Annotated in this window: 21 protein-coding genes and 1 other annotated feature; of the genes, 15 read left to right on the top strand and 6 right to left on the bottom strand. The window is 53.6% G+C overall.

Translation table 11 applies throughout. The features are described from left to right. The gene (gene trpD / locus G163CM_RS07450; RefSeq protein ID WP_015964659.1) at nucleotides 1-1,596 is read right to left on the bottom strand and encodes a bifunctional anthranilate synthase glutamate amidotransferase component TrpG/anthranilate phosphoribosyltransferase TrpD; all 1,596 of its coding nucleotides are present in this window, start codon (nucleotides 1,594-1,596) and stop codon (nucleotides 1-3) included. Then, nucleotides 1,596-3,158, bottom strand: coding sequence for an anthranilate synthase component 1 (locus tag G163CM_RS07445; RefSeq protein WP_231827508.1), 1,563 nt, complete (start codon nucleotides 3,156-3,158; stop codon nucleotides 1,596-1,598). Before G163CM_RS07445 ends, trpD begins: the two co-directional genes overlap by 1 nt. Nucleotides 3,159-3,192: 34 nt before the next feature. After that, nucleotides 3,193-3,287 (bottom strand) — a sequence feature (Trp leader region). Between the two features lie 163 nt (nucleotides 3,288-3,450). On the opposite strand from G163CM_RS07445, the gene rnm reads away from it, so the two are divergent. The 4 genes from rnm (at nucleotide 3,451) to G163CM_RS07425 (ending at nucleotide 8,436) form a co-directional block, all read left to right on the top strand. Next, the gene (gene rnm / locus G163CM_RS07440) at nucleotides 3,451-4,332 is read left to right on the top strand and encodes an RNase RNM (RefSeq protein ID WP_015964657.1); all 882 of its coding nucleotides are present in this window, start codon (nucleotides 3,451-3,453) and stop codon (nucleotides 4,330-4,332) included. Then, nucleotides 4,329-4,949, top strand: coding sequence for an L-threonylcarbamoyladenylate synthase (locus G163CM_RS07435; protein WP_015964656.1), 621 nt, complete (start codon nucleotides 4,329-4,331; stop codon nucleotides 4,947-4,949). Before rnm ends, G163CM_RS07435 begins: the two co-directional genes overlap by 4 nt. 198 nt (nucleotides 4,950-5,147) lie before the next feature. Then, nucleotides 5,148-6,032, top strand: a complete 885-nt coding sequence (gene rluB / locus G163CM_RS07430) for a 23S rRNA pseudouridine(2605) synthase RluB (protein WP_015964655.1) — start codon at nucleotides 5,148-5,150, stop codon at nucleotides 6,030-6,032. A gap of 211 nt (nucleotides 6,033-6,243) precedes the next feature. Beyond that, a complete protein-coding gene (locus tag G163CM_RS07425; RefSeq protein ID WP_231827507.1) occupies nucleotides 6,244-8,436 on the top strand; it encodes a TonB-dependent siderophore receptor in 2,193 nt (730 codons plus the stop codon). Between the two features lie 42 nt (nucleotides 8,437-8,478). Here the strand turns inward: G163CM_RS07425 and cobO are convergent, their stop codons facing one another. Then, nucleotides 8,479-9,069 carry a cob(I)yrinic acid a,c-diamide adenosyltransferase gene (gene cobO, locus G163CM_RS07420; RefSeq protein WP_231827506.1) on the bottom strand — a complete coding sequence of 197 codons (591 nt, stop codon included), beginning with the start codon at nucleotides 9,067-9,069 and terminating at the stop codon, nucleotides 8,479-8,481. Then, a complete protein-coding gene (locus G163CM_RS07415; RefSeq protein ID WP_231827504.1) occupies nucleotides 9,066-9,824 on the bottom strand; it encodes a YciK family oxidoreductase in 759 nt (252 codons plus the stop codon). Before G163CM_RS07415 ends, cobO begins: the two co-directional genes overlap by 4 nt. 251 nt (nucleotides 9,825-10,075) lie before the next feature. On the opposite strand from G163CM_RS07415, the gene sohB reads away from it, so the two are divergent. Beyond that, nucleotides 10,076-11,122 (top strand): protease SohB, encoded by a 1,047-nt coding sequence (gene sohB / locus G163CM_RS07410; RefSeq protein WP_015964651.1) that lies wholly within the window; start codon nucleotides 10,076-10,078, stop codon nucleotides 11,120-11,122. Nucleotides 11,123-11,182: 60 nt separating this feature from the next. Here sohB and G163CM_RS07405 read toward each other — a convergent pair whose 3' ends face one another. Continuing rightward, nucleotides 11,183-11,434 carry a YciN family protein gene (locus G163CM_RS07405; protein ID WP_015964650.1) on the bottom strand — a complete coding sequence of 84 codons (252 nt, stop codon included), beginning with the start codon at nucleotides 11,432-11,434 and terminating at the stop codon, nucleotides 11,183-11,185. Between the two features lie 407 nt (nucleotides 11,435-11,841). Here G163CM_RS07405 and topA point away from each other — a divergent pair, with 407 nt between their 5' ends. From topA to G163CM_RS07360, 9 genes are all read left to right on the top strand, one after another. Next, nucleotides 11,842-14,439: a type I DNA topoisomerase gene (topA, locus tag G163CM_RS07400; protein WP_149464605.1), complete on the top strand. Its 2,598-nt coding sequence runs from the start codon at nucleotides 11,842-11,844 to the stop codon at nucleotides 14,437-14,439. Between the two features lie 177 nt (nucleotides 14,440-14,616). Next, on the top strand, nucleotides 14,617-15,591 hold the full coding sequence (gene cysB, locus G163CM_RS07395; protein WP_015964648.1) for an HTH-type transcriptional regulator CysB: 975 nt from the start codon (nucleotides 14,617-14,619) through the stop codon (nucleotides 15,589-15,591). Between the two features lie 324 nt (nucleotides 15,592-15,915). After that, nucleotides 15,916-16,077, top strand: a complete 162-nt coding sequence (locus G163CM_RS07390; protein WP_083867130.1) for a YmiA family putative membrane protein — start codon at nucleotides 15,916-15,918, stop codon at nucleotides 16,075-16,077. Further along, nucleotides 16,077-16,229, top strand: a complete 153-nt coding sequence (locus G163CM_RS07385) for a hypothetical protein (protein WP_015964646.1) — start codon at nucleotides 16,077-16,079, stop codon at nucleotides 16,227-16,229. The genes G163CM_RS07390 and G163CM_RS07385 overlap by 1 nt, the downstream gene beginning before the upstream one ends. Nucleotides 16,230-16,350: 121 nt before the next feature. Beyond that, on the top strand, nucleotides 16,351-16,449 hold the full coding sequence (gene ymiC, locus G163CM_RS07380) for a small membrane protein YmiC (RefSeq protein ID WP_229837649.1): 99 nt from the start codon (nucleotides 16,351-16,353) through the stop codon (nucleotides 16,447-16,449). Nucleotides 16,450-16,651: 202 nt separating this feature from the next. After that, nucleotides 16,652-19,327, top strand: a complete 2,676-nt coding sequence (gene acnA / locus G163CM_RS07375; RefSeq protein WP_231827501.1) for an aconitate hydratase AcnA — start codon at nucleotides 16,652-16,654, stop codon at nucleotides 19,325-19,327. Nucleotides 19,328-19,638: 311 nt separating this feature from the next. Continuing rightward, nucleotides 19,639-20,529, top strand: coding sequence for a carbohydrate ABC transporter permease (locus G163CM_RS07370; protein WP_149464607.1), 891 nt, complete (start codon nucleotides 19,639-19,641; stop codon nucleotides 20,527-20,529). Continuing rightward, entirely contained in the window at nucleotides 20,522-21,424 is a 903-nt protein-coding gene (locus G163CM_RS07365; protein ID WP_231827499.1) for a carbohydrate ABC transporter permease, read from the top strand. The genes G163CM_RS07370 and G163CM_RS07365 overlap by 8 nt, the downstream gene beginning before the upstream one ends. 11 nt (nucleotides 21,425-21,435) lie before the next feature. Next, nucleotides 21,436-22,563 carry an ABC transporter ATP-binding protein gene (locus G163CM_RS07360; protein WP_231827493.1) on the top strand — a complete coding sequence of 376 codons (1,128 nt, stop codon included), beginning with the start codon at nucleotides 21,436-21,438 and terminating at the stop codon, nucleotides 22,561-22,563. 34 nt (nucleotides 22,564-22,597) lie between these two features. Here the strand turns inward: G163CM_RS07360 and ribA are convergent, their stop codons facing one another. Beyond that, nucleotides 22,598-23,191: a GTP cyclohydrolase II gene (ribA, locus tag G163CM_RS07355; protein ID WP_015964640.1), complete on the bottom strand. Its 594-nt coding sequence runs from the start codon at nucleotides 23,189-23,191 to the stop codon at nucleotides 22,598-22,600. A 179-nt stretch (nucleotides 23,192-23,370) separates the two neighbouring features. On the opposite strand from ribA, the gene pgpB reads away from it, so the two are divergent. Further along, entirely contained in the window at nucleotides 23,371-24,135 is a 765-nt protein-coding gene (pgpB, locus tag G163CM_RS07350) for a phosphatidylglycerophosphatase B (protein WP_231827491.1), read from the top strand. The last annotated feature ends 84 nt before the right edge of the window (nucleotides 24,136-24,219 follow it).

The following is a 24,219-nucleotide window of genomic DNA, read 5'->3' as shown; positions in this document are numbered from 1 at the left end:
TTACCCTCTTGCCGCTAATGCGGTGACGCAATCATAGGCTGCACCGCTGCGCAGAACATCCAGTACTTTTTGTGCGTTGGCTTTTAAATCTTCATGGCCATAAAGGCGCATTAACATGGCGACGTTGGCAGCGACGGCGGACTCATGCGCTGTCTCACCTTTACCTTGTAACAAGCGCGTCAGAATGTCACGGTTTTCTTCCGGCGTGCCGCCAGCCAGCTCTTCCTGATGGTAAGGCTTGAGGCCAAAGTCGGCGGCGGTCAGCTGATAGCTCTTAATTTCGCCCTGATTAAGCTCGGCCACGACGGTTGGCGCATGCAGCGAAACTTCATCCATACCGCCGCTGTGTACCACGGCCGCGCGTTGATAACCGAGCACGCGCAGGGTTTCGGCAATCGGCAGCACCAGTTCCGGGCTGTAGACACCAATCAACGCCAGCGGCGGATGCGCCGGGTTAATCAGCGGCCCCAGCACGTTAAACAGCGTACGGGTTTTTAGCTGCTGGCGAACCGGCATCGCATATCGGAACCCGGTGTGGTATTTCGGTGCGAACAGGAAGCATACGCCCAGTTCATCCAGTGCTTTTCGCGACTTATCAGCATTCATATCCAGATTGATGCCGAATGCTGCCAGTAAGTCCGATGATCCGGATTTACTGGAGACGCTACGGTTACCGTGCTTCGCCACTTTCAACCCACAGGCCGCCGCGACAAAAGCGCTGGCGGTCGAGATATTGATACTGTTGCTGCCGTCGCCGCCGGTGCCGACAATATCGGCAAACGGATAATCCGGGCGTGGGAACGGCGCGGCGTTTTCCAGTAATGCGGTGGCCGCCCCGGCGATTTCAATCGGGCTCTCACCGCGAATTTTCATGCTGACCAGCGCGGCAGCCAGCTGCTCCGGCTTCACTTCACCGCGAACCACGGCAGAAAATAGCTGGTGGCTCTCCTGTTGCGTCAGGGTTTGCGCCTGATACAGTTTTTCCAGAATCGGTTGCAGGGTGTTGGTCTGCTCTAGTTTTTGCAGCGCCCATGCAAGGGTTTGTTCCAGCAGGCGTGCGCCCTGCGTGGTCAGAATCGATTCCGGGTGGAACTGGAAACCACACACGCGATCCGCATCGTGGCGAACCGCCATCACCATGCCGTTAAAGTGCGCGTTAATGGTTAAGCCCGCGGGAATATTGCTGCCGACCAGCGAGTGGTAGCGGGCGACCGGCAGCGGGTTGCTCAGCCCGGCAAACATTGCCTGGCCGTCGTGTTCAATGCTTGACGCTTTCCCGTGCAGGATTTCACCTGCCTGACCAACGTAGCCGCCATAGGCTTCGACAATCGCCTGATGTCCGAGGCAGATACCGATAATCGGCAACTTGCCACGCATGCGGGTCAACAGTTCCGGCATACAACCGGCTTCGGACGGCGCGCCAGGGCCTGGCGAGAGCATCAGCACCGGGTTTTTCATGGTGCCCAGACGTTCAATTAACGTTTGAGCGGGCACATGGTTGCGATAAATCACCACGTTGTGACCGTTGGCGCGTAGCTGATCTGCAAGGTTATAGGTGAATGAGTCGATATTATCGAGCAGCAGAATGTCAGCCATCAGAAAATCTCCTGTGCGTGGTGTGCGGTCGCGATAGCGCGCAATACCGCGCGTGCTTTATTACGTGTTTCATCGGCTTCGGACTGGGGAACAGAATCCAGTACCACGCCTGCGCCAGCCTGAACGGTGGCGACGCCGTTTTCAACGAAGGCGGAGCGGATCACAATGCAGGTGTCCAGATCGCCGTGAGCGGTGAAGTAACCAACCGCGCCGCCGTAGCTGCCGCGACGCTTGCCTTCTGCGGCGGCGATAAGCTGCATCGCGCGAACTTTTGGTGCGCCGCTCAGGGTGCCCATGTTCATGCAGGCGCGATAGGCGTGCAGCACGTCGAGATCTTTACGCAGTTCGCCGACAACGCGAGAAACCAGATGCATTACGAAGGAGTAACGGTCAACTTTGGTGAGGTCCGCCACATAGCGGCTACCCGGTGTACAAATGCGCGCCAGGTCATTACGCGCGAGGTCAACCAGCATCAGATGCTCCGACAGTTCTTTATGGTCGGTACGCATCTCCAGCTCAATGCGGCTATCAAGGTCGCGGTCCAGAGAACCGTCTGCGCGGCGACCGCGTGGGCGGGTACCGGCAATCGGGTAGATCTCAATCTGGCGGCTGGCGGCTTCATATTTCAACGAGCTTTCCGGTGAAGCGCCGAACAGGGTGAAATCGTTATCCTGCATGAAGAACATATACGGGCTTGGGTTGCTCTTTTTCAGAACATCATAAGCGGCCAGCGGCGACGGGCAGGGCAGAGAGAAGCGGCGAGACGGCACCACCTGGAAAATTTCCCCGGCGCGAATCGCCTTTTGCATTTTGCGCACCACATCACCGTACTCTTCATCGCTTTGGTTGGTCTCGCAGCGCATCTGTTCAACGGTTTCCACCGGCAGAGCCGCAGGCGGCTCGTTCAGTTGTTGACGCAGCTCGGCAATGCGTTGCAGCAGACGGTCTTTTTCGCTTAATGATGAGGTGAACAGGCTGGCCTGAATGCGCGTGTTTTTGGTCTGGTGGTCAATCACCAGCAGGGTTTCCGCCAGGTAGAAGCAGTAGTCCGGGCAGGAGGTGTCGCTCTCAAGCGTTGGCAGGTCTTCAAAACCGGCCACCAGGTCATAAGCGAACAGCCCGCCAAAGAACATTGCATCGCGTTCGTCTTCTGGCAGCGTCACCAGCGTTTGCAGCAGGCGGAACGCGTCAAATACAGAAAGTGAACACAGACGCGCATCTTCATCCAGCAATTGGCTGACCGCCGGGAACGTCAGCACGCGGCCGCTGGCCTGATGCTGGTTGTCAACGCCCGCAGGCAGCGCCGCATCGAGCAGCGGCAGCAGGGACGCGCCGTTGTCGGTTAATGCCTGAATGGTGACAGTGTCACCGAGTGCGGTAATACGCAGCGCACTGTCGACCAGCAGCAGACTTTTTAAATCGTTTTTACTGTCGATATCCGCAGATTCCAGCAGCAACGTCGCCGGGCGTGAACCGCATAACTGATGAAACAGCGCGGTGGGGTTTTCACGATAAATCGCGTCACTGGTCAGAAGTTCAAGCGTTGGTTTTGGTGTTTGCATTGTTTGTTTCGCCTGTTCTGTAAAATAAGTGTTCAATAAAAAGCCCGCTCAGTGGCGGGCCGGGTATCTGTTTGCATAATGCAGACGTGATGACACTGCCCGTTATCTGGGAGTGCGCCACCAACCATGCAGTACATTGATTTTCGTCTTCATTTGCCGATACCTTGCTTAAGTGAACTTGCGTACTAGTTAACTAGTTCGATGAGTCAAAGTCAACCCCTTATTTTAGAAATTCCTCAGTAAACGTTATGATGAGCCGTCTTATACGAATATTAGCCCAACGGGAGCCGTTTTGAGCGACACAACATACGCAGTGATTTACGATCTTCACAGCCATACCACCGCCTCTGATGGTCGATTGACGCCGGAAGCGCTGGTGCATCGCGCCGGAGAAATGCGCGTAGGTACGCTGGCGATCACCGATCACGACACTGTCGATGGCATCCCTCTGGCGCAGGCAGAGATTGCGCGCGCCGGGCTGGCGCTGAACTTAATTACCGGCGTTGAGATTTCGACGCTGTGGGAAAATCACGAAATTCATATTGTCGGCCTGAATATTGATATTGCGCATCCGGCCTTAACCGCCTTTCTGAATCAGCAAAAAGCGCGCCGCAACGAGCGGGCGGCGATGATTGCCGAGCGTCTTGAGAAAGCGCATATTCCCGGCGCGCTGGAAGGCGCACAGCGACTGGCCGACGGCGGTGCGGTAACGCGCGGGCATTTCGCCCGTTTCCTGGTGGAGCAGGGGAAAGCGAACACCATTGGCGATGTGTTTAAAAAATATCTCGCGCGCGGGAAAACGGGATACGTTCCGCCACAGTGGTGTACAATAAGGGAAGCTATTGATGTCATTCATCATTCAGGCGGCGTGGCGGTAATGGCCCATCCGGCTCGTTACAACCTGTCTGCCAAGTGGCTAAAAAGATTGCTGGCCCACTTCAGTGAACAGGGTGGCGATGCGATGGAAGTCGCGCAGTGCCAGCAGGCGCCACACGAGCGCGCTCAGCTTGCAACCTATGCCCGAGAATATGCGTTACTGGCCTCGCAGGGTTCTGATTTTCATCAACCCTGCCCATGGATAGAACTGGGCCGTAAGCTGTGGCTACCCGCCGGGGTAGAGGGCATCTGGCAACGCTTCGAGACGCCACAGAATTCTACTGAGAGGGAAGTATGAGTCAGTTTTTTTACATCCACCCGGATAACCCGCAGGCGCGACTGATTAACCAGGCGGTTGAGATCGTGCGCAAAGGTGGGGTGATTGTCTACCCAACCGATTCCGGCTATGCGCTGGGCTGCAAAATTGAAGATAAAGGCGCGATGGAACGCATCTGTCGTATTCGTCATCTGCCAGATGGCCACAACTTCACGCTGATGTGCCGCGACTTGTCCGAACTGTCGACCTATTCTTACGTCGATAACGTGGCGTTTCGCCTGATGAAAAACAACACGCCGGGCAATTACACCTTCATCCTGAAAGGGACGAAAGAGGTGCCGCGCCGTCTGTTACAGGAAAAGCGTAAAACCATCGGCATGCGCGTGCCGTCTAACCCTATCGCCCAGGCGTTGCTTGAGGCATTAGGCGAGCCAATGCTTTCGACCTCCCTGATGTTACCGGGCAGCGAATTTACTGAATCCGATCCGGAAGAGATTAAAGATCGTCTGGAAAAAGTGGTCGATTTGATTATTCATGGCGGTTATCTGGGCCAACAGCCGACTACGGTCATTGATTTAACTGACGACGCGCCAGTGGTGCTGCGTGAAGGCGTGGGCGATGTGAAGCCGTTCCTGTAAACGTGAATAAACCAGATGAATCTTTTCATCAGAAATTCATGTAAGATACGCGGCCACGAATTATTGTTATGGCGCACGTGGTGCGCCATTTAGCGTGTAAAAGATACCTTTCAATGCGTTAGTGTTCTTCTGAACTCAACGCATTGTTGTTGAAAGTATACCCAGACGCCTGTGAAGGCGACACCGGAAGGAAGCTCTATGAGCGATAAAAGCGAAAAACTGCAAAAAGTGCTGGCGCGTGCTGGCCACGGCTCCCGTCGTGAAATCGAAGCGATTATTGAAGCGGGGCGCGTGAGCGTCGACGGCAAAATTGCCAAACTTGGCGATCGTGTTGAAGTGATCCCTGGCCTGAAAATTCGTATTGATGGTCATTTGATTTCCGTTAAAGAGTCCGTCGAACAAATTTGTCGCGTTCTGGCTTACTACAAGCCGGAAGGTGAACTCTGTACGCGAAACGACCCTGAAGGTCGCCCAACCGTATTCGATCGTCTGCCAAAACTGCGCGGCGCGCGCTGGATTGCCGTCGGTCGTCTGGATGTGAACACCTGCGGTCTGCTGCTGTTCACCACCGACGGTGAGCTGGCAAACCGCCTGATGCATCCGAGCCGCGAAGTTGAGCGTGAATACGCCGTGCGCGTGTTCGGCCAAATTGATGACAGCAAAGTGCGCGAGCTTTCTCGCGGCGTACAGTTGGAAGATGGCCCGGCGGCGTTTAAAACCATCAAGTTTACCGGTGGGGAAGGCATCAACCAGTGGTACAACGTAACCCTGACGGAAGGCCGTAACCGCGAAGTGCGCCGTCTGTGGGAAGCGGTGGGCGTGCAGGTTAGCCGTCTTATCCGCGTTCGCTACGGCGATATCCCGCTGCCAAAAGGCCTGCCGCGCGGTGGCTATACTGAACTGGATCTGGCGCAGACCAACTACCTGCGTGAACTGGTTGAGCTACCGCCAGAAACCGCATCAAAAGTGGCGGTTGAGAAAGACAGACGTCGCATGAAAGCGAATCAGATTCGCCGTGCGGTGAAGCGTCACAGCCAGGTCAGTAACCCGCGTCGTGGCGGGGGAAGCCGCAGCAACGGTTAATCAACCTCCTGATTATCAAGCCGGGCAAACAGCAATGTTTGCCCGGTTTTTTTTGTGCCTGACTTTCCGCCTTCACAAAATCTATCGATTTGGTTGTTTTGTAGCCAAAAAAGGAGATGTGAAGGAGATTCCATGAATCATATGTGAAATGCGAATAATTATCATTAGTATGCGCACTTGAATTTTGTGATTCATGACAGGGAATGAAGGCATGTTAACTTCTGTAACAACACGAAAAAAACCGATTGCACTCTTTTTGGCCAGCTTACTGAGCACCAGCGCATGGGCCGCCAATGAAGACCCGACAGAACCGCTCGCCGATAACGAAACCATGATCGTGACCGCCGAGCAGGAACTGAAACAGCAGCCGGGCGTTTCGACCATCACCGCTGAAGATATCCAGAAGAGCCCGCCGGTGAATGACCTCTCCGACATCATCCGCAAAATGCCCGGTGTTAACCTGACAGGCAACAGCGCCAGCGGCAGCCGTGGCAACAACCGTCAGATTGATATCCGCGGCATGGGGCCGGAAAATACCCTCATCATGGTCGATGGCGTACCGGTAACCTCGCGCAACTCTGTTCGTTACAGCTGGCGTGGAGAGCGTGATACGCGCGGTGACACCAACTGGGTTCCGGCGGAAATGGTTGAGCGCATCGAAGTGATTCGTGGCCCGGCGGCGGCGCGCTATGGCTCCGGTGCGGCGGGCGGGGTGGTGAATATCATTACCAAACGTCCGACCAACGACTGGCACGGCTCGCTCTCACTGTTCACTAATCAGCCGGAAGACAGCAAAGAGGGCGCGACCAAACGCGCAAACTTTAACCTGAGCGGACCGCTGGCCGGTGATGCGCTCACTATGCGCCTGTACGGCAACCTGAACAAAACGGACGCCGATGCTTATGATATCAACACCGCCCAGAACGGTTCCGCCGCTGCGGGGCGTGAAGGCGTGCGCAATAAAGATATCAACGCGGTCGTGTCATGGAAAATTACCCCGTTGCAAATTGTCGACTTCAGCTATGGCTATAGTCGTCAGGGGAATATCTATGCGGGCGATACTCAATACAGCAACAGCAACGTCAGCCCGGGTGGGTTAATTAAGACGCTGTATGGTGATGAGACCAACCGCATGTACCGCCAGAACTACGGCATCACCTATAACGGTATCTGGGACTGGGGAACGTCTAAACTCAACTTCAACTACGAAAAAACCAACAACACGCGTCTTGATGAAGGCTCCACCGGTAAAGTGGAAGGGATGATCAACAGTGACGATTATTCAACCAGCCGTCTCGAAAGCTATCGTGCCGGTGGCGAAGTAAACTTCCCGCTCCAGCTGCTGGTGGATCAAACCGTCACGCTGGGCGCGGAGTGGAACCGTGATGAACTGAATGATCCTGCCTCTATGACGGCGACCGATAGCACGGGCGTAACGGTGGGTAATGTTTCGGGCAGCGCCAGCGACCGCAGCAGCAAAAACAGTTCAACCATCAGCTCTCTCTATTTTGAAGATAACATTGCCGCGACGGACAGCACCCAGGTTCTGCCTGGTTTGCGTTTTGATTATCACGACACTTTTGGAGCCAACTGGAGCCCGAGCCTGAACATTTCGCAGGGGTTAGGCGATATGTTCACCCTGAAAGCGGGGATCGCGCGAGCGTTTAAAGCGCCAAATCTGTACCAGTCTACCGAAGGTTATCTGCTCTCAACCCGTGGCAACGGTTGCCCGGTGAGCGTGAGCTCCGGCAGCTGTTTCCTGCTGGGTAATGAAGACCTCGACCCGGAAATCAGCGTCAATAAAGAAGTGGGGATTGAGTTCCATGACAATGGCTATGCGGCAGGGGTGACCTGGTTCCGCAACGATTATAAAAACAAAATCGTGGCCGGGGACGACGTGGTGGGTTACGCCTCAAATGGCGCCAATATCCTGCGCTGGGAAAACGGTGGCAAAGCGATCGTTGAAGGTCTGGAAGGCAACCTGACCATTCCAGTGCTGCGCGATGTGCTTGAGTGGCGCACCAACGCAACCTACATGTTCCGCTCTGAGAGCAAAAAAACCGGAAACCCGCTCTCGGTTATTCCGGAATTTACCATTAACTCGCAGCTTGACTGGCAGATCACCGACAAACTGGATACCACATTAAGCTGGACACAGTATGGCCGTCAGAAGCCGCGCCAGAATGCGGAGATCCGCAACGAAGCGGGCGAGATGTCGAACCGTGAAATCAGCCCGTACTCCATTTTTGGCCTGAACGTCAATTACGATATCACCAAAAACCTGCGCGCCAATGCCGGGATCAACAACCTGTTTGATAAACGGGTTTATCGCGAAAACGATGGCGCATCCACCTACAACGAACCGGGCCGCGCGTACTACGCAGGCGTAACCGTCTCGTTCTAAGATGTCATGCCGGAAAGGTTCACCTTTCCGGCATTTCTTCGTTTAATAATCGATGCCAATCTGCGCTTTAATACCCGCATCGAACGCATGTTTCACCGGACGCAGTTCACTGACGGTATCGGCCATCTCGGTGATTTCACGATGACAGCCGCGACCGGTAATGATCACCGACTGGTGCGCCGGGCGCTGGCGTAACGCGCTCAGTACTTCTTCCAGCGGCAAATAGTCATAGGCCACCATATAGGTCAGCTCATCAAGCACAACCAGGTCCAGGGATGCATCGGCCAGCATGCGTTTTGCGTGTTGCCAGACGGCCATACAGGCGGCCGTATCGCTCTCACGGTCCTGCGTATTCCAGGTAAAGCCGGTCGCCATTACCTGAAACTCGACACCGTGCGGCTCCAGCAAATTACGCTCACCATTGGGCCAGGTGCCCTTAATAAACTGGATGACACCGACTTTTTTGCCGTGTCCGACGGCGCGCGTCGCCGTCCCAAAGGCGGCGGTGGTTTTGCCTTTCCCATTGCCGGTGAAAACCATGACAATGCCACGTTCTTCCTGAGCGGCGGCCACACGGGCATCGACTTTATCTTTCACGCGCTGCTGGCGCTCGCGGTAACGTTCATCACTCATTGGGCTATCCCCGGTTTACGGCCTGGTTGGGCATCGAAAGTCATCCCTGTTTTGCGGCGGCTATCGTCGCCCATCAGCCACAAATAGAGCGGCATAATATCGGCAGGTGTTTTCAGTTTTAACGGATCTTCCGTCGGAAATGCGCTGGCACGCATGCCGGTTCGCGTACCGCCCGGGTTAATGCAATTGACGCGCAGGCGGTTTTGATACTCCTCGGCGAGCACCTGCATCATGCCTTCGGTGGCGAATTTGGACACGGAATAGGCCCCCCAGTTGGCGCGCCCCTGGCGGCCTACGCTTGAGGAGGTAAAGACCAGTGTGCCTGCTTCAGACTGCAACAACAGCGGCAGTAACGCCTGGGTCAACATAAAGGTGCCATTGACGTTAACCTGCATCACCTGCTGCCAGATGTCGGGATTCTGTTCAGACATTGGCACCACTTCGCCGAGCAGCCCGGCGTTATGCAGCACGCCGTCAAGGCGCGGGTAATGCATGCTGATTTGCTGAGCAACCTGCTGGCAATCCTGTGGTGTACAGGTGAGCAGGTCGAGGGTGAACCAGCGTACGGGCAATCCGCCGTGGTTTTCAATTTCTTGCGCGACGGCGCGTAATTTTTCTTCATTACGACCCAGTAAAACCACGCTGGCGCTATAGCGTGCGTAGGTGATGGCTGCTTCCCGACCAATACCATCACTGGCACCGGTGACCAGAATTATACGGTTTTGCAACAAATCGCGTTTAGGCTGGTAGTGCACGACGACTCCTTTGTGGCTTTTCGCTACCACAATCTGTGTTCTTTTCATGGCTTTTGGGCTTTATGCCCTAATCGCGCCACTATTTCAATCAGCCAGGAGGAGAGTCAACGTAAAATTAACAATTTGCAATGATTTCATCAGCCAATTTGAATTACGGAAAGCGTCTCGCAGGCTTTAATCGTGGTCGAGACGTAGCGAAAACGGTGTTGTACACTGGTCACAGATTCAGTGGATTTGTACAAGGTGAAAGCGTGGAAATTCTTTTTCAATATGGTCTGTTTTTGGCGAAGATCGTGACGGTTGTCGTCGCAATCATTGTAATCGCAGCACTTATTATCAATTTATCACAGCGCAAGCGGCAACGTGGAGAGCTGCGGGTAACCAATCTCAGCGAACAACATAAAGAGATGCAGGAGGATTTAGCGGTGGCGCTGCTCGATGGCCCACAGCAAAAACTCTGGCATAAAGAACAGAAGAAAAAAGCCAAACTTGAGGCAAAGGCGGCAAAAGCAAAGGCCAAACAGGGTAATGCCACGCCTTCAGGCAAACCGCGCGTGTGGGTGATTGATTTTAAAGGCAGTATGGATGCGCATGAAGTCGCCTCGCTGCGTGAAGAGGTCACTGCGGTGCTGACGGTCGCCACGCCGCAGGATGAAGTGGTGGTGCGTCTGGAAAGCCCTGGTGGCGTGGTGCACGGTTACGGCCTGGCGTCGTCTCAGCTACAACGCATCCGCGATAAGCAGATCCCGTTGACGGTGGCGGTCGATAAAGTGGCGGCCAGCGGGGGCTATATGATGGCCTGCGTGGCGAATAAAATCGTCGCTGCGCCGTTTGCCATTCTTGGCTCCATTGGCGTGGTCGCACAAATTCCGAACCTGCATCGTTTTCTGAAAAATAAAGATATTGATATCGAACTGCACACGGCGGGTCAGTACAAACGTACCCTGACGCTGCTGGGGGAAAACACGGAAGAGGGGCGGCAGAAATTCCGCGAAGATCTTAACGAAACTCATCATCTGTTTAAGGCTTTCGTTAAAGAGATGCGACCAACGCTTGATATCGACGCGGTGGCAACTGGTGAGCACTGGTACGGCGTGCAGGCGCAGGAGAAAGGGCTGGTGGATGAAGTGGGTACCAGCGATGAACTGCTGCTGAACCTGATGAAAGATCGCGAAGTGATGAGCGTAAGTTATAAACAGCGCAAGAAAATGATGGACCGTTTCACCGGGAGTGCGGCAGAAAGTGCGGATCGTCTGCTGCTGCGCTGGTGGCAGCGGGGGCAAAAGCCGTTGATGTAAGTCTCAGGACAGCCCGGTAGGCTCACTGCCGGGCTGTGAGATCGCCTGACTCAACGTGTGTTAGTCGACCAGGTGATATTTCTCGGAAAGCTGATGGGCAAGGTATTTAAACATGTTAAATACTGCCGTGCTTTTCGGCGTGGGCAGGCCTTGTTCATCCAGGAAATACTCGCCGCTGAATATCAATACGCCATTGCGCTGTTCTACGCCCGTGGCTTCGATGCCAGCTAAGGTATCTTCATGTTCACGGATGAGTCGGTTTGCTTCAATAAGCAGAGTTTGACGATCGATGGGTTGTGTATTACCAGACATTTTCTACTCCTCGAAAAACTTCCCCTAGTTTACGCCGGGCACGCGCTCGGGGCAAATACTCCCTTGAAACTTCAGGGCTATAGTTAAGGTTGAGCCTGCACCTGCCTTTCTGGCGCGTTTAACAAATGCGTGCTAATAAAGTTGCGTAACGAATTTTATCAGGTACAGTGTGACGCTTTCGGCAATCTGGCAACAGATTTGCTTGACATTCGACCGAAAATTCTTCGTGCTATAGCACCTGGCGGTAAAACGTCAGTGAACTCAACCGCCTGGCTTCAGGATGTGAAGTGGGTGGCTAAAGGGTTGATATCCATTGAGACCGCCGCAACATACAAGGCTTGTCGCCAGTGGAAAGGTGACTCAATGTGCGATGTATTCTGGAAGAATCAAATTAGGTAAAGGTGAATATGGGTAAAGCTCTCGTTATCGTTGAGTCCCCGGCAAAAGCCAAAACGATCAATAAGTATCTGGGTAATGACTACGTGGTTAAGTCCAGCGTCGGTCATATCCGCGATTTGCCGACAAGTGGCTCAGCCGCCAAAAAGAGCGCTGACTCTGCCTCCACCAAAACGGCCAAAAAGCCTAAAAAGGATGAACGTGGCGCGCTGGTTAATCGCATGGGCGTTGACCCATGGCATGACTGGAAAGCGCACTACGAAGTGCTCCCGGGTAAAGAAAAGGTAGTTTCAGAACTTAAGCAACTGGCGGAAAAAGCCGACCACATCTATCTCGCAACCGACCTTGACCGCGAAGGGGAAGCCATTGCATGGCACCTGCGGGAAGTGATTGGTGGAGATGATTCGCGCTATAGCCGCGTGGTGTTCAACGAAATTACAAAAAATGCGATTCGTCAGGCGTTTGAAAAGCCGGGCGAACTGAATATCGATCGTGTTAACGCGCAGCAGGCGCGTCGCTTTATGGACCGCGTAGTGGGCTATATGGTGTCGCCGTTGCTGTGGAAAAAAATCGCCCGTGGTTTGTCCGCAGGCCGCGTGCAGTCCGTTGCCGTGCGTCTGGTGGTTGAGCGCGAACGCGAAATCAAAGCCTTCGTACCGGAAGAGTTCTGGGACGTGGTAGCCAGCACCACTACGCCGGGCGGCGATGCGTTGCCGCTGGAAGTGACGCATCAGAAAGATAAAGCCTTCCGTCCGGTAAGCCGCGACGAGACAATGGCCGCCGTTAGCCTGCTGGAAAAAGCGAGCTACAGCGTCCTTGAGCGTGAAGATAAACCGACCAGCAGCAAACCTGGCGCGCCTTTTATCACTTCCACGTTACAGCAAGCCGCCAGCACACGTCTGGGCTTTGGCGTGAAAAAAACCATGATGATGGCGCAGCGTCTGTATGAAGCAGGCCACATTACTTATATGCGTACCGACTCTACCAACCTGAGCCAGGACGCAGTAAGCATGGTGCGTGGTTATATCGGCGATAACTTTGGTGATAAATATCTGCCGAAGAACCCGAACCAGTACGCCAGCAAAGAGAATTCTCAGGAAGCGCACGAAGCGATTCGTCCTTCCGATGTCTCGGTGGTGGCTGAATCGCTGAAAGATATGGAAGCCGATGCGCAAAAACTGTATCAGCTGATCTGGCGTCAGTTCGTCGCCTGTCAGATGACACCGGCGCAGTACGACTCCACGACGCTGACGGTGCAGGCGGGTGATTTCAAACTCAAGGCGCGCGGTCGTACCCTGCGTTTTGATGGCTGGACGAAAGTCATGCCTGCGCTGCGCAAAGGCGATGAAGATCGCACGCTGCCAATGGTTAATCAGGGAGACAAACTCTCTCTGGTTGAACTGACGCCAGCTCAGCATTTCACCAAACCGCCGGCGCGCTTTAGCGAAGCCTCACTGGTTAAAGAGCTGGAAAAACGCGGTATTGGCCGTCCGTCCACCTATGCGTCGATCATTTCGACCATTCAGGATCGCGGCTATGTGCGCACCGAAAACCGTCGTTTCTACGCTGAAAAAATGGGTGAGATCGTCACCGATCGTCTGGAAGCGAACTTCCGCGAACTGATGAACTACGATTTTACCGCACAGATGGAAGACCATCTCGACCGCGTGGCAAACCACGAAGCCGAGTGGAAGCAGGTGCTGGATCTCTTCTTCGGTGATTTCACCAAACAGCTCGAAACGGCTGAGAAACCGCCAGAAGAGGGTGGCATGCAGCCGAACGAGATGGTGCTAACCAGCATCGATTGCCCGACCTGCGGTCGCAAGATGGGTATTCGTACCGCCAGCACGGGGGTATTCCTGGGCTGCTCCGGTTATGCGCTGTCGCCGAAAGAGCGCTGCAAAACCACCATCAACCTGGTGCCGGAAAACGAAGTGCTGAACGTGCTGGAAGGCGATGACGCTGAAACCAACGCGCTGCGCGCAAAACGTCGCTGCCAGAAATGCGGCACGGCGATGGACAGCTATCTCATCGATCCGAAGCGCAAGCTGCACGTTTGCGGTAATAACCCGACCTGTGACGGTTACGAGATCGAAGAGGGTGAATTCCGCATCAAGGGTTATGACGGCCCGATCGTCGAGTGCGAGAAATGTGGTTCTGAAATGCACCTGAAAATGGGGCGTTTTGGTAAGTACATGGCCTGCACTAACGAAGAGTGTAAAAACACCCGTAAGATCCTGCGTAACGGTGAAGTCGCTCCGCCGAAAGAAGATCCGGTTCCGTTGCCGGAGTTGCCGTGCGAGAAATCTGACGCCTACTTCGTACTGCGTGATGGTGCTGCCGGGGTCTTCCTGGCGGCGAACACCTTCCCGAAATCGCGTGAAACCCGCGCGCCGTTGGTCGAAGAGCTGTTCCGATTCCGCGATCGTCTGCCGGAGAAACTGCGTTATCTGGCCGATGCGCCGCAGGAAGATCCACAAGGTAATAAGACGATGGTGCGCTTCAGCCGTAAGACGAAGCAGCAGTATGTTTCTTCTGAGAAAGATGGCAAAGCGACAGGTTGGTCTGCCTTCTTTGTCGACGGTAAATGGGTCGAAGCGAAGAAATAATTGTCACCTGACAAACCGTACAAAGGGCCGATCATCGGCCCTTTTTTATAACCGCGTTATTATTTTTTGTTCCCGTCTATACACTCTTGCTATAAATGATATAGTGGTTATAGCAAACACTTTTCTTATTATGAAATCGTATTAATAGCGTATCACTACGCAACCGGATATCGCGCCATGAAACTACAGCAGCTCCGCTATATCGTTGAAGTTGTTAACCATAACCTCAACGTCTCCTCCACCGCTGAAGGCTTATATACCTCCCAGCCGGGCATCAGTAAGCAGGTCAGAATGCTGGAAGATGAGCTGGGTATCCAGATTTTTGCGCGCAGCGGTAAGCATCTGACGCAGGTCACGCCAGCCGGGCAGGAAATTATCCGTATTGCCCGTGAAGTGCTTTCGAAAGTGGATGCCATTAAATCGGTGGCGGGTGAACACACCTGGCCGGACAAAGGCTCGCTGTATGTCGCCACCACGCATACCCAGGCGCGCTATGCGCTTCCCGGCGTGATTAAGGGCTTTATCGAGCGTTATCCGCGAGTTTCTCTGCATATGCATCAGGGCTCGCCAACGCAGATTGCTGAAGCGGTTTCGAAGGGGAATGCAGATTTTGCCATCGCCACCGAAGCGCTGCACCTGTATGACGATCTGGTTATGCTGCCGTGTTATCACTGGAACCGTTCCATTGTGGTGACACCGGAGCATCCGCTGGCGTCGAAAACGTCGGTTACAATCGAAGAACTGGCCCAGTATCCACTGGTCACCTATACCTTTGGTTTTACCGGGCGTTCAGAGCTCGATACCGCGTTTAACCGCGCCGGGCTGACGCCGCGTATTGTTTTCACCGCCACTGATGCCGACGTTATCAAAACCTACGTCCGCCTGGGGTTGGGGGTTGGGGTGATTGCCAGCATGGCGGTTGATCCGGTTTCCGATCCTGATCTGGTCAAACTGGATGCTGACGGTATTTTCAGCCACAGCACCACCAAAATCGGTTTCCGCCGCAGTACTTTCCTGCGCAGCTATATGTATGATTTTATTCAACGCTTTGCGCCGCATTTAACGCGTGACGTTGTTGATACCGCGGTCGCGCTGCGCTCCAATGAAGATATCGAAGCGATGTTCAAAGATATTAAATTGCCCGAGAAGTAATCCTCTGAATTTCCGAACGGTATCTCCTGTCGGGAGATACCGTCTGAATCGTAATAATACCTCTCCTCATTCTCATCCTCTAAATCATCTTGCTCTCGATATGCCCTTATATTTTTCATTAATTTGGCTAATGTATTGCCAGTGAGCGCACAAAAGTAGAAACGAATTCCCCTTAAGGCAAATTTTGCAGTTCAATTATTTATTTTTGGTCAAAAGATTAAATAAATGCGTCCTTTTAGCTGGCGAAAGCACTGGATTTTTGACTAGATTTTATTTAGGATTTGTCTCAGTGATGATTAATCGTACCGATTGTTTGGTGCCAAAATGATAAGTAATATCGATTGTAAGAGGTTGTCGATGCCGTCAGGAACCAAAGGTCCACAGCGCGATCCGCACGTGAAGCGTAAAGCCTGGGCGTCGGTGTTTCTGGGGTCTGCGCTGTTTTGGGTGGTTGTTGCACTGCTTGTCTGGAAGTACTGGGGCTGATGATGTTCATCTCCAGTCGTCCCCGGCCAGCACAGCCCAAGCCGCAGCCGGAGAAACAGGATAAGGTCAAAATTCCTGAATCATGGGAATTGACCCCCGAACAACGTGAATTTATTGAGTCGTTTAATCCTGGTGAGCGCAAAAAAAAATAATAGCAGGGTGGCTCGCCCAACATATCTTCTGCATTCGCACTGGCTTTTAAATACACCACAGCAACGGTCTGTCGACACCATGTCGGCTGAATGCACTCATGCATAAAAAGGTGTAAGCAAAATGAATACGCATCACAATTTGAAATACTGGTCATGGATGGGCGCGCTGTCGGCTTCACTCCTGTTTTGGGGGCAAATTATCTGGCTGCTGTGCCGCTAAATCCGCTGCGCAATAATCTCCGTCTTCCTTCCTTCTAACGCCTGGCCTCTGCGCCGGGCGTTTTAATTTCACAGAATAGTCTCAACAATTTTATCAATTAGAGTTGTTATCAAAACGTTACGACATCTTTGTGTTATCTTTAATGCGTACCCTGAGGAGTGTCAGGGGGATTGCAAGTCCCGTTACACATAAAGGAGGAGCTATGTCGTCAACACTACGAGAAGCCAGTAAGGACGCGCTGCACACGCAAGATAAAACCTATCACTACTACAGCTTACCGCTGGCAGCCAACACGCTGGGTGACATTTCCCGTCTACCCAAATCACTAAAAGTCCTGCTGGAAAACCTACTGCGCTGGCAGGATGGGGATTCTGTTACTGAAGAAGATATCAAAGCCCTGGCCGGGTGGGTGGAAACTGCCCATGTCGATCGGGAGATAGCCTACCGCCCGGCGAGGGTCTTGATGCAGGATTTCACCGGGGTACCGGCGGTGGTCGATTTAGCCGCCATGCGCGAAGCGGTGAAACGTCTGGGCGGGGACACCGCGAAGGTTAACCCGCTTTCACCGGTTGACCTGGTGATTGACCACTCGGTTACCGTGGATCACTTCGGCGATGACGATGCTTTCGCGGAAAACGTGCGTCTGGAGATGGAACGCAACCATGAACGCTATGTGTTCCTGCGTTGGGGCCAGCAGGCGTTCAGTCGGTTCAGCGTCGTGCCGCCGGGTACCGGGATTTGCCACCAGGTTAACCTTGAGTATCTTGGTAAAGCGGTCTGGAGCGAGTTACAGAACGATGAATGGATTGCTTACCCGGACACGCTGGTCGGCACCGATTCACATACCACGATGATTAATGGCCTGGGCGTGTTGGGGTGGGGCGTTGGGGGAATCGAAGCCGAGGCTGCGATGCTCGGTCAACCGGTTTCTATGTTGATTCCGGATGTGGTGGGCTTCAAGTTAACCGGCAAACTCAGCGAAGGGATCACTGCCACCGACCTGGTGTTGACCGTCACCCAAATGCTGCGTAAACACGGCGTGGTGGGGAAATTTGTTGAATTCTATGGCGATGGCCTGGACTCTCTGCCGCTGGCGGACCGTGCCACCATCGCCAACATGTCGCCGGAATATGGCGCAACCTGCGGTTTCTTCCCGATTGATGGCGTAACGCTCGATTATATGCGCCTGAGCGGGCGCAGCGATGAGCAGGTCGCGCTGGTTGAAGCCTATGCGAAAGCGCAGGGGATGTGGCGCAACACCGGCGATGAACCGATTTTCACCAGCAGCCTTGAGCTGGATATGGGTACGGTGGAAGCGAGCCTCGCCGGGCCGAAACGCCCGCAGGATCGCGTTGCGCTGGGCGATGTGCCTAAAGCCTTTGCCGCCGCGACAGAGCTGGAAGTGAACACCGCGCAGAAAGATAAGCAGCCGGTAGAATACACGCTTAAAGGCCAAACCGTACCGCTACCGGACGGCGCGGTGGTGATTGCCGCCATTACCTCCTGTACCAATACGTCCAACCCGAGCGTTCTGATGGCAGCGGGCCTGCTGGCGAAAAAAGCTGCTGAGCTGGGCCTGAAGCCGAAACCGTGGGTGAAAGCTTCGCTGGCGCCGGGGTCGAAAGTGGTTTCTGATTATCTCGCCCACGCCCGTCTCACGCCATACCTGGATAAACTTGGCTTTAACCTCGTGGGCTATGGCTGTACCACCTGCATCGGTAACTCTGGCCCACTGCCAGAGCCCATCGAAACGGCGATTAAGAAGGGCGATCTGACCGTTGGGGCCGTGCTTTCCGGTAACCGTAACTTCGAAGGGCGTATCCATCCGCTGGTGAAAACCAACTGGCTGGCCTCACCGCCGCTGGTGGTTGCCTATGCGCTGGCCGGAAATATGAACGTCAACCTGGCAAGCGACCCGCTCGGTCACGATCAAAAAGGCGATCCGGTTTACCTGAAAGATATCTGGCCGAGCAGCCAGGAGATAGCCAAAGCCGTGCAGCAGGTTTCCACCGAAATGTTCCGCAAAGAGTATGCGGAAGTCTTCGAAGGTACACCGGAATGGAAAGCCATTACCGTTGCGGAATCGGACACCTACAACTGGCAGGATGACTCTACCTATATCCGCCTGTCACCGTTCTTTGACGATATGGAAGCCCAGCCGAAGCCGGTAGAGGATATCCATGGTGCGCGTATTCTGGCGATGCTCGGTGATTCCGTCACCACCGACCATATTTCACCGGCCGGCAGCATTAAACCGGACAGCCCGGCGGGCCGCTTCCTGCAGGCGCGCGGGGTGGAACGTCGCGACTTCAACTCCTATGGTTCTCGTCGCGGTAATCACGAAGTGATGATGCGCGGTACCTTTGCCAACATTCGTATCCGCAACGAAATGGTGCCGGGTGTGGAAGGGGGCATGACGCGCCTGTTGCCTGGTTCAGAAGTGATGTCGATTTACGACGCGGCGATGGCGTATCAGAAGCAGGGCACGCCGCTGGCGGTGATCGCCGGGAAAGAGTATGGCTCTGGCTCCAGCCGCGACTGGGCGGCGAAAGGGCCACGTCTGCTGGGCGTGCGGGTGGTGATTGCGGAATCCTTTGAGCGTATTCACCGCTCTAACCTGATCGGCATGGGTATATTGCCGCTGGAATTCCCGCAGGGTGAAACGCGACAGTCGCTGGGGCTGACCGGGGAAGAACAGCTCGATATCCCGGATTTACAGCAGCTTAAACCAGGCGCGACGATCCCGGTGACGCTGACCCGTGCGGATGGCACCGCGGAAACGCTGGCCTGCCGCTGCCGTATTGACACCCAGACCGAGCTCACTTACTACCAGAACGATGGCATCCTGCATTACGTGATCCGTAATATGCTGGATTGATCCTGTTCGTTGAATAGCCCGATGCGCGAAAGCGGTCGGGCTTTTTTTGTGCATATTACTAATATTATTAGTTTTTGGTTAAAATAATTAATCATTTTATTAGTTTTATTAGCTTTTATTTATATTGATTCTTAAAATGGGTGTGTGAATTTTATATATTCACTGTGATTATATGTAAAATCAGGCGCAGCAAGGGTTTGATGGCGATCACAGGTTGAATGGATTGAATTATTTCGAGTGTGATAACGATCGCGATGTTGGTGGGGTTTTTACGGGATGATACGGCATTATTTATTTGTCCCGAGGCTGTTATGAATGAAAATAAGTGGTTAGGGTTGGCATGGATCTCACCCTATATTATTGGATTGTTAGTGTTCACCGCCTTTCCCTTTGTCTCTTCCTTTCTGTTGAGTTTTACCCAATATGATTTGATGAGCCCGCCTGAGTTTAACGGCATTGAAAACTACCGCTACATGGTGTCGGAGGATCCGCTGTTCTGGAAATCCCTCGCGGTCACGTTTGTGTATGTGTTCGTGACCATCCCGCTGAAGCTGATGTTTTCGTTGTTCATTGCCTTCGTGCTGAACTTCAAACTGCGCGGTATCGGTTTTTTCCGCACGGCGTACTACATTCCATCCATTCTCGGCAGCTCTGTCGCCATCGCGGTCCTGTGGCGCGCACTGTTTGCTATCGACGGCCTGCTAAACAGCTTTACTGGCGTATTCGGCCTTGATCCTATCAACTGGCTGGGTGAACCCCCGTTGGCGCTGTTTTCTGTGACGCTGCTCAGCGTATGGCAGTTTGGCTCTTCAATGGTTATCTTCCTTGCAGCACTGCAAAACGTGCCGCAGTCGCAATACGAAGCGGCGATGATCGATGGCGCCACCAAGTGGCAAATGTTCCTGAAAATTACCGTGCCGCTGATTACGCCGGTCATTTTCTTCAATTTCATTATGCAAACCAGCGGTGCGTTCCAGGAATTTACCGCGCCGTTTGTTATCACCGGCGGCGGCCCAACCTACTACACCTACCTGTTCTCGCTCTACATCTACGATACCGCCTTTAAGTATTTCGATATGGGATACGGCGCGGCGCTGGCGTGGGTACTGTTCCTGGTTGTTGCCATCTTCGCGTTGCTGGCCTTTAAGTCATCGAAATATTGGGTCTTCTACTCAGCAGACAAGGGAGGTAAAAATGAGTGATCAACATGTCATGACGGCGACCGCAACGGAAGCGGCGAATGAGGTGGCCCGCACGCTGCGACGCGAAAAAATCAGCCGCAATATCCGCTATGTGATTTTACTGTTGGTCGGTTTGCTGATGCTTTACCCGTTGGCGTGGATGTTCTCCGCCGCGTTTAAACCAAACAGTGAAATTTTCACCACCCTGAACCTCTGGCCGACACACGCCACCTGGGATGGGTTTATCAACGGCTGGAAAACGGGCACGGAATATCACTTCGGTCACTACATGATTAACACCTTTAAATATGTGATCCCGAAAGTGATTCTGACCATTATCTCATCCACCATAGTGGCTTACGGTTTTGCCCGCTTTGAGATCCCGTGGAAGAAATTCTGGTTTGCCACGCTCATCGCCACCATGCTGCTGCCGAGCACCGTGTTGCTGATCCCGCAGTATCTGATGTTCCGCGAAATGGGCATGCTGAACAGCTATCTGCCGCTTTACCTGCCAACAGCGTTCGCCACGCAGGGATTCTTCGTCTTTATGCTGGTGCAGTTCCTGCGCGGCGTGCCGCGCGATATGGAAGAGGCTGCGCAAATCGACGGCTGTAACTCCTGGCAGGTGTTGTGGTATGTGCTGGTGCCAATTCTGAAACCGGCGATTATCTCGGTCGCGCTGTTCCAGTTTATGTGGTCGATGAACGACTTTATCGGTCCGCTGATTTACGTCTACAGCGTGGATAAATATCCGATTGCGCTGGCGCTGAAAATGTCCATCGACGTCACGGAAGGGGCGCCGTGGAACGAAATTCTGGCAATGGCGAGCATCTCCATTTTGCCATCTATCATTGTGTTCTTCCTGGCGCAGCGTTACTTCGTCCAGGGCGTATCCAGCAGCGGAATTAAAGGCTAAGAGGGAATATCATGGCTGAAGTGATTTTTAATAAACTGGAAAAGGTGTACTCCAACGGCTTCAAAGCGGTACATGGTATCGACCTGAACATTGCCGATGGCGAATTCATGGTGATTGTTGGCCCCTCCGGCTGCGCGAAATCCACGACCCTGCGTATGCTCGCCGGGCTGGAAACCATCAGCGGCGGTGAAATTCGTATCGGCGAAAAAGTGGTGAACAATCTGCCGCCAAAAGCGCGCGGTATTGCGATGGTGTTCCAGAACTACGCGCTCTATCCGCACATGACCGTGCGGGAAAATCTGGCGTTTGGTTTGAAACTGAGCAAACTGCCGAAAGAACAAATTAATCAACAGGTTGAAGATGCTGCCAAACTGCTGGAACTGGAAGATCTGCTGGATCGCTTACCGCGTCAGCTCTCCGGCGGGCAGGCGCAGCGCGTGGCGGTAGGTCGTGCGATCGTCAAAAAACCGGACGTGTTCCTGTTCGATGAACCGCTCTCTAACCTGGATGCCAAGCTGCGCGCATCGATGCGAATTCGTATTTCTGACTTGCATAAGCAGCTCAAGAAATCGGGCAAACCGGCAACCACCGTTTACGTCACCCATGACCAAACCGAAGCGATGACCATGGGCGACCGTATCTGCGTGATGAAGCTGGGCCACATCATGCAGGTGGATACGCCGGATAACCTGTACCACAAACCGAAAAACATGTTTGTCGCGGGCTTTATTGGCGCGCCGGAAATGAACATCAAACCGGCAAAAATTGTGCGTCGCGATGACGGCCTGCATATCACCGTCGGCGAGGATTTACTGGCGCTGAACGCCAGTCAGCAGGAGAAAGTAGCGCACTACGTTGATAAAGAGGTGCATTTTGGCATTCGCCCGGAATATGTTGATGTCTCCACGACGTCGTTCGGAACAAGCTGTGGGCGAGGGAAGTTAATCCGCATTGAAAATATGGGGCATGAGTATTTTCTTTATTTGCAGGTCGGTGATTTCGAACTGACGGCGCGTATCGCTTCCGACGCGGCGAAACCGATTATCGACAACGGGTTACAGCAGCAGGTGTGGTTCCGTTTTGAGATGGACAAATGCCACATTTTTGACGGGGAGACGCAGGAAAATATTTCGCTGTAAAAAAGCCCGCCAGGTTCGCTGGCGGGCTTCAGGTTTACTCTTCTTTCAACAGGTGGCCCATCTTGGCCGCCTTGGTATCGAGATAGTAGGCGTTTTTCGGGTTGCGCCCAACGATGAGCGGAACGCGCTCAACGATATTGATGCCCGCTTCGGTCAGGATCTCAACCTTTTTCGGGTTGTTGGTCAGCAGGCGCACTTCGTCTACGCCCAGCAGCTTGAACATATCCGCACACAGGGTGAAGTCGCGCTCATCGGCGGCAAAACCGAGCTGGTGGTTGGCTTCAACGGTGTCGTAGCCCTGATCCTGCAATGCATAGGCGCGAATTTTATTCAGCAGGCCGATATTACGCCCTTCCTGACGATGATAAAGCAGAATGCCACGGCCTTCTTCCGCGATGTGCGTCAGGGCCGCTTCAAGCTGGAAACCGCAATCACAACGCAGGCTAAAGAGCGCATCGCCCGTCAGACATTCGGAGTGAACGCGTGCCAGTACCGGTGTTTGCCCGGAAATGTCACCAAAAACCAGGGCGACGTGATCCTGCCCGGTTGCCAGTTCTTCAAAGCCCACCATCAGGAAATCGCCCCAGGGGGTTGGCAGTTTGGCTTCTGCCACACGTTTAAGCTGCATGTGATTCTCCAGATTATGTCAGCGCCAGTAGCGCTTTCTGTTTTTTGTATTTTGCCACAACGTGCTTTGGTTCACCTAATGGTGCGCAAGTGACTGCTGTTAAAGCGCACAATTTTGACAGTTTCGCCGTTATGTTATTATTCGTTTATTATTGAGGATTCAGAGACAAAGGAGCCGTTATGCTAACAATTGCCAGACGTACCGCCGTGGGGGCCGCCGCATTGTTAGTGATGCCGCTCGCCGTATGGATTTCAGGATGGACGTGGCAGCCAGGGAATTCTTCAGCCTGGCTCAAAGCCTTGTACTGGATTACCGAAACCGTAACCGAACCCTGGGGCATTATCACTCACTTGGTGCTCTTTGGCTGGTTTTTATGGTGTCTGCGCTTTCGCCTGCGCCCGGCGATTATGCTGTTCGCGATTCTTGCCGGGGCGATAATGATCGGGCAGGGGGCGAAATCGTGGGTGAAAAGTGTGGCTCAGGAACCACGGCCTTTTGTTATCTGGCTGGAAAAAACGCACCATGTTCCCGTTGATGAGTTCTACACTTTAAAACGTAAGGATCGCGGCGCGCTGGTGGAAGAACAGCTTGCACAACAACAGGATATTCCATCTTTTTTGCGTAAACACTGGCAAAAAGAGACCGGTTTTGCGTTTCCGTCCGGGCATACCATGTTTGCGGCAAGTTGGGCGCTACTCGCCGTCGGCCTGCTGTGGCCGCGTCGGCGCACGTTTACCATCGCGATTTTGCTGGTATGGGCAACGGCGGTTATGGGCAGTCGTCTGCTGTTAGGGATGCACTGGCCACGCGATTTAGTGGCGGCAACGTTGATGTCCTGGCTGCTGGTTACCGTGGCGACCTGGCTTGCACAAAAAATATGCGGCCCGTTGTCACCGCCTGGTGAAGAAGCGCAGGAAATCAGGAAACGCGAGCAGGAAAATTGAGCAAGGGTTGATTTTCCCCCTTTTAACCCTCAAATCCTGAACTGGCCGTGTGCTTTTCCATTTCGTCTGCGCGGCGAAAATGAT

The organism is Pseudocitrobacter corydidari, assembly GCF_021172065.1.
Lineage (GTDB): Bacteria > Pseudomonadota > Gammaproteobacteria > Enterobacterales > Enterobacteriaceae > Pseudocitrobacter > Pseudocitrobacter corydidari.
This window is presented reverse-complemented; position numbering and strand designations above follow the sequence as displayed.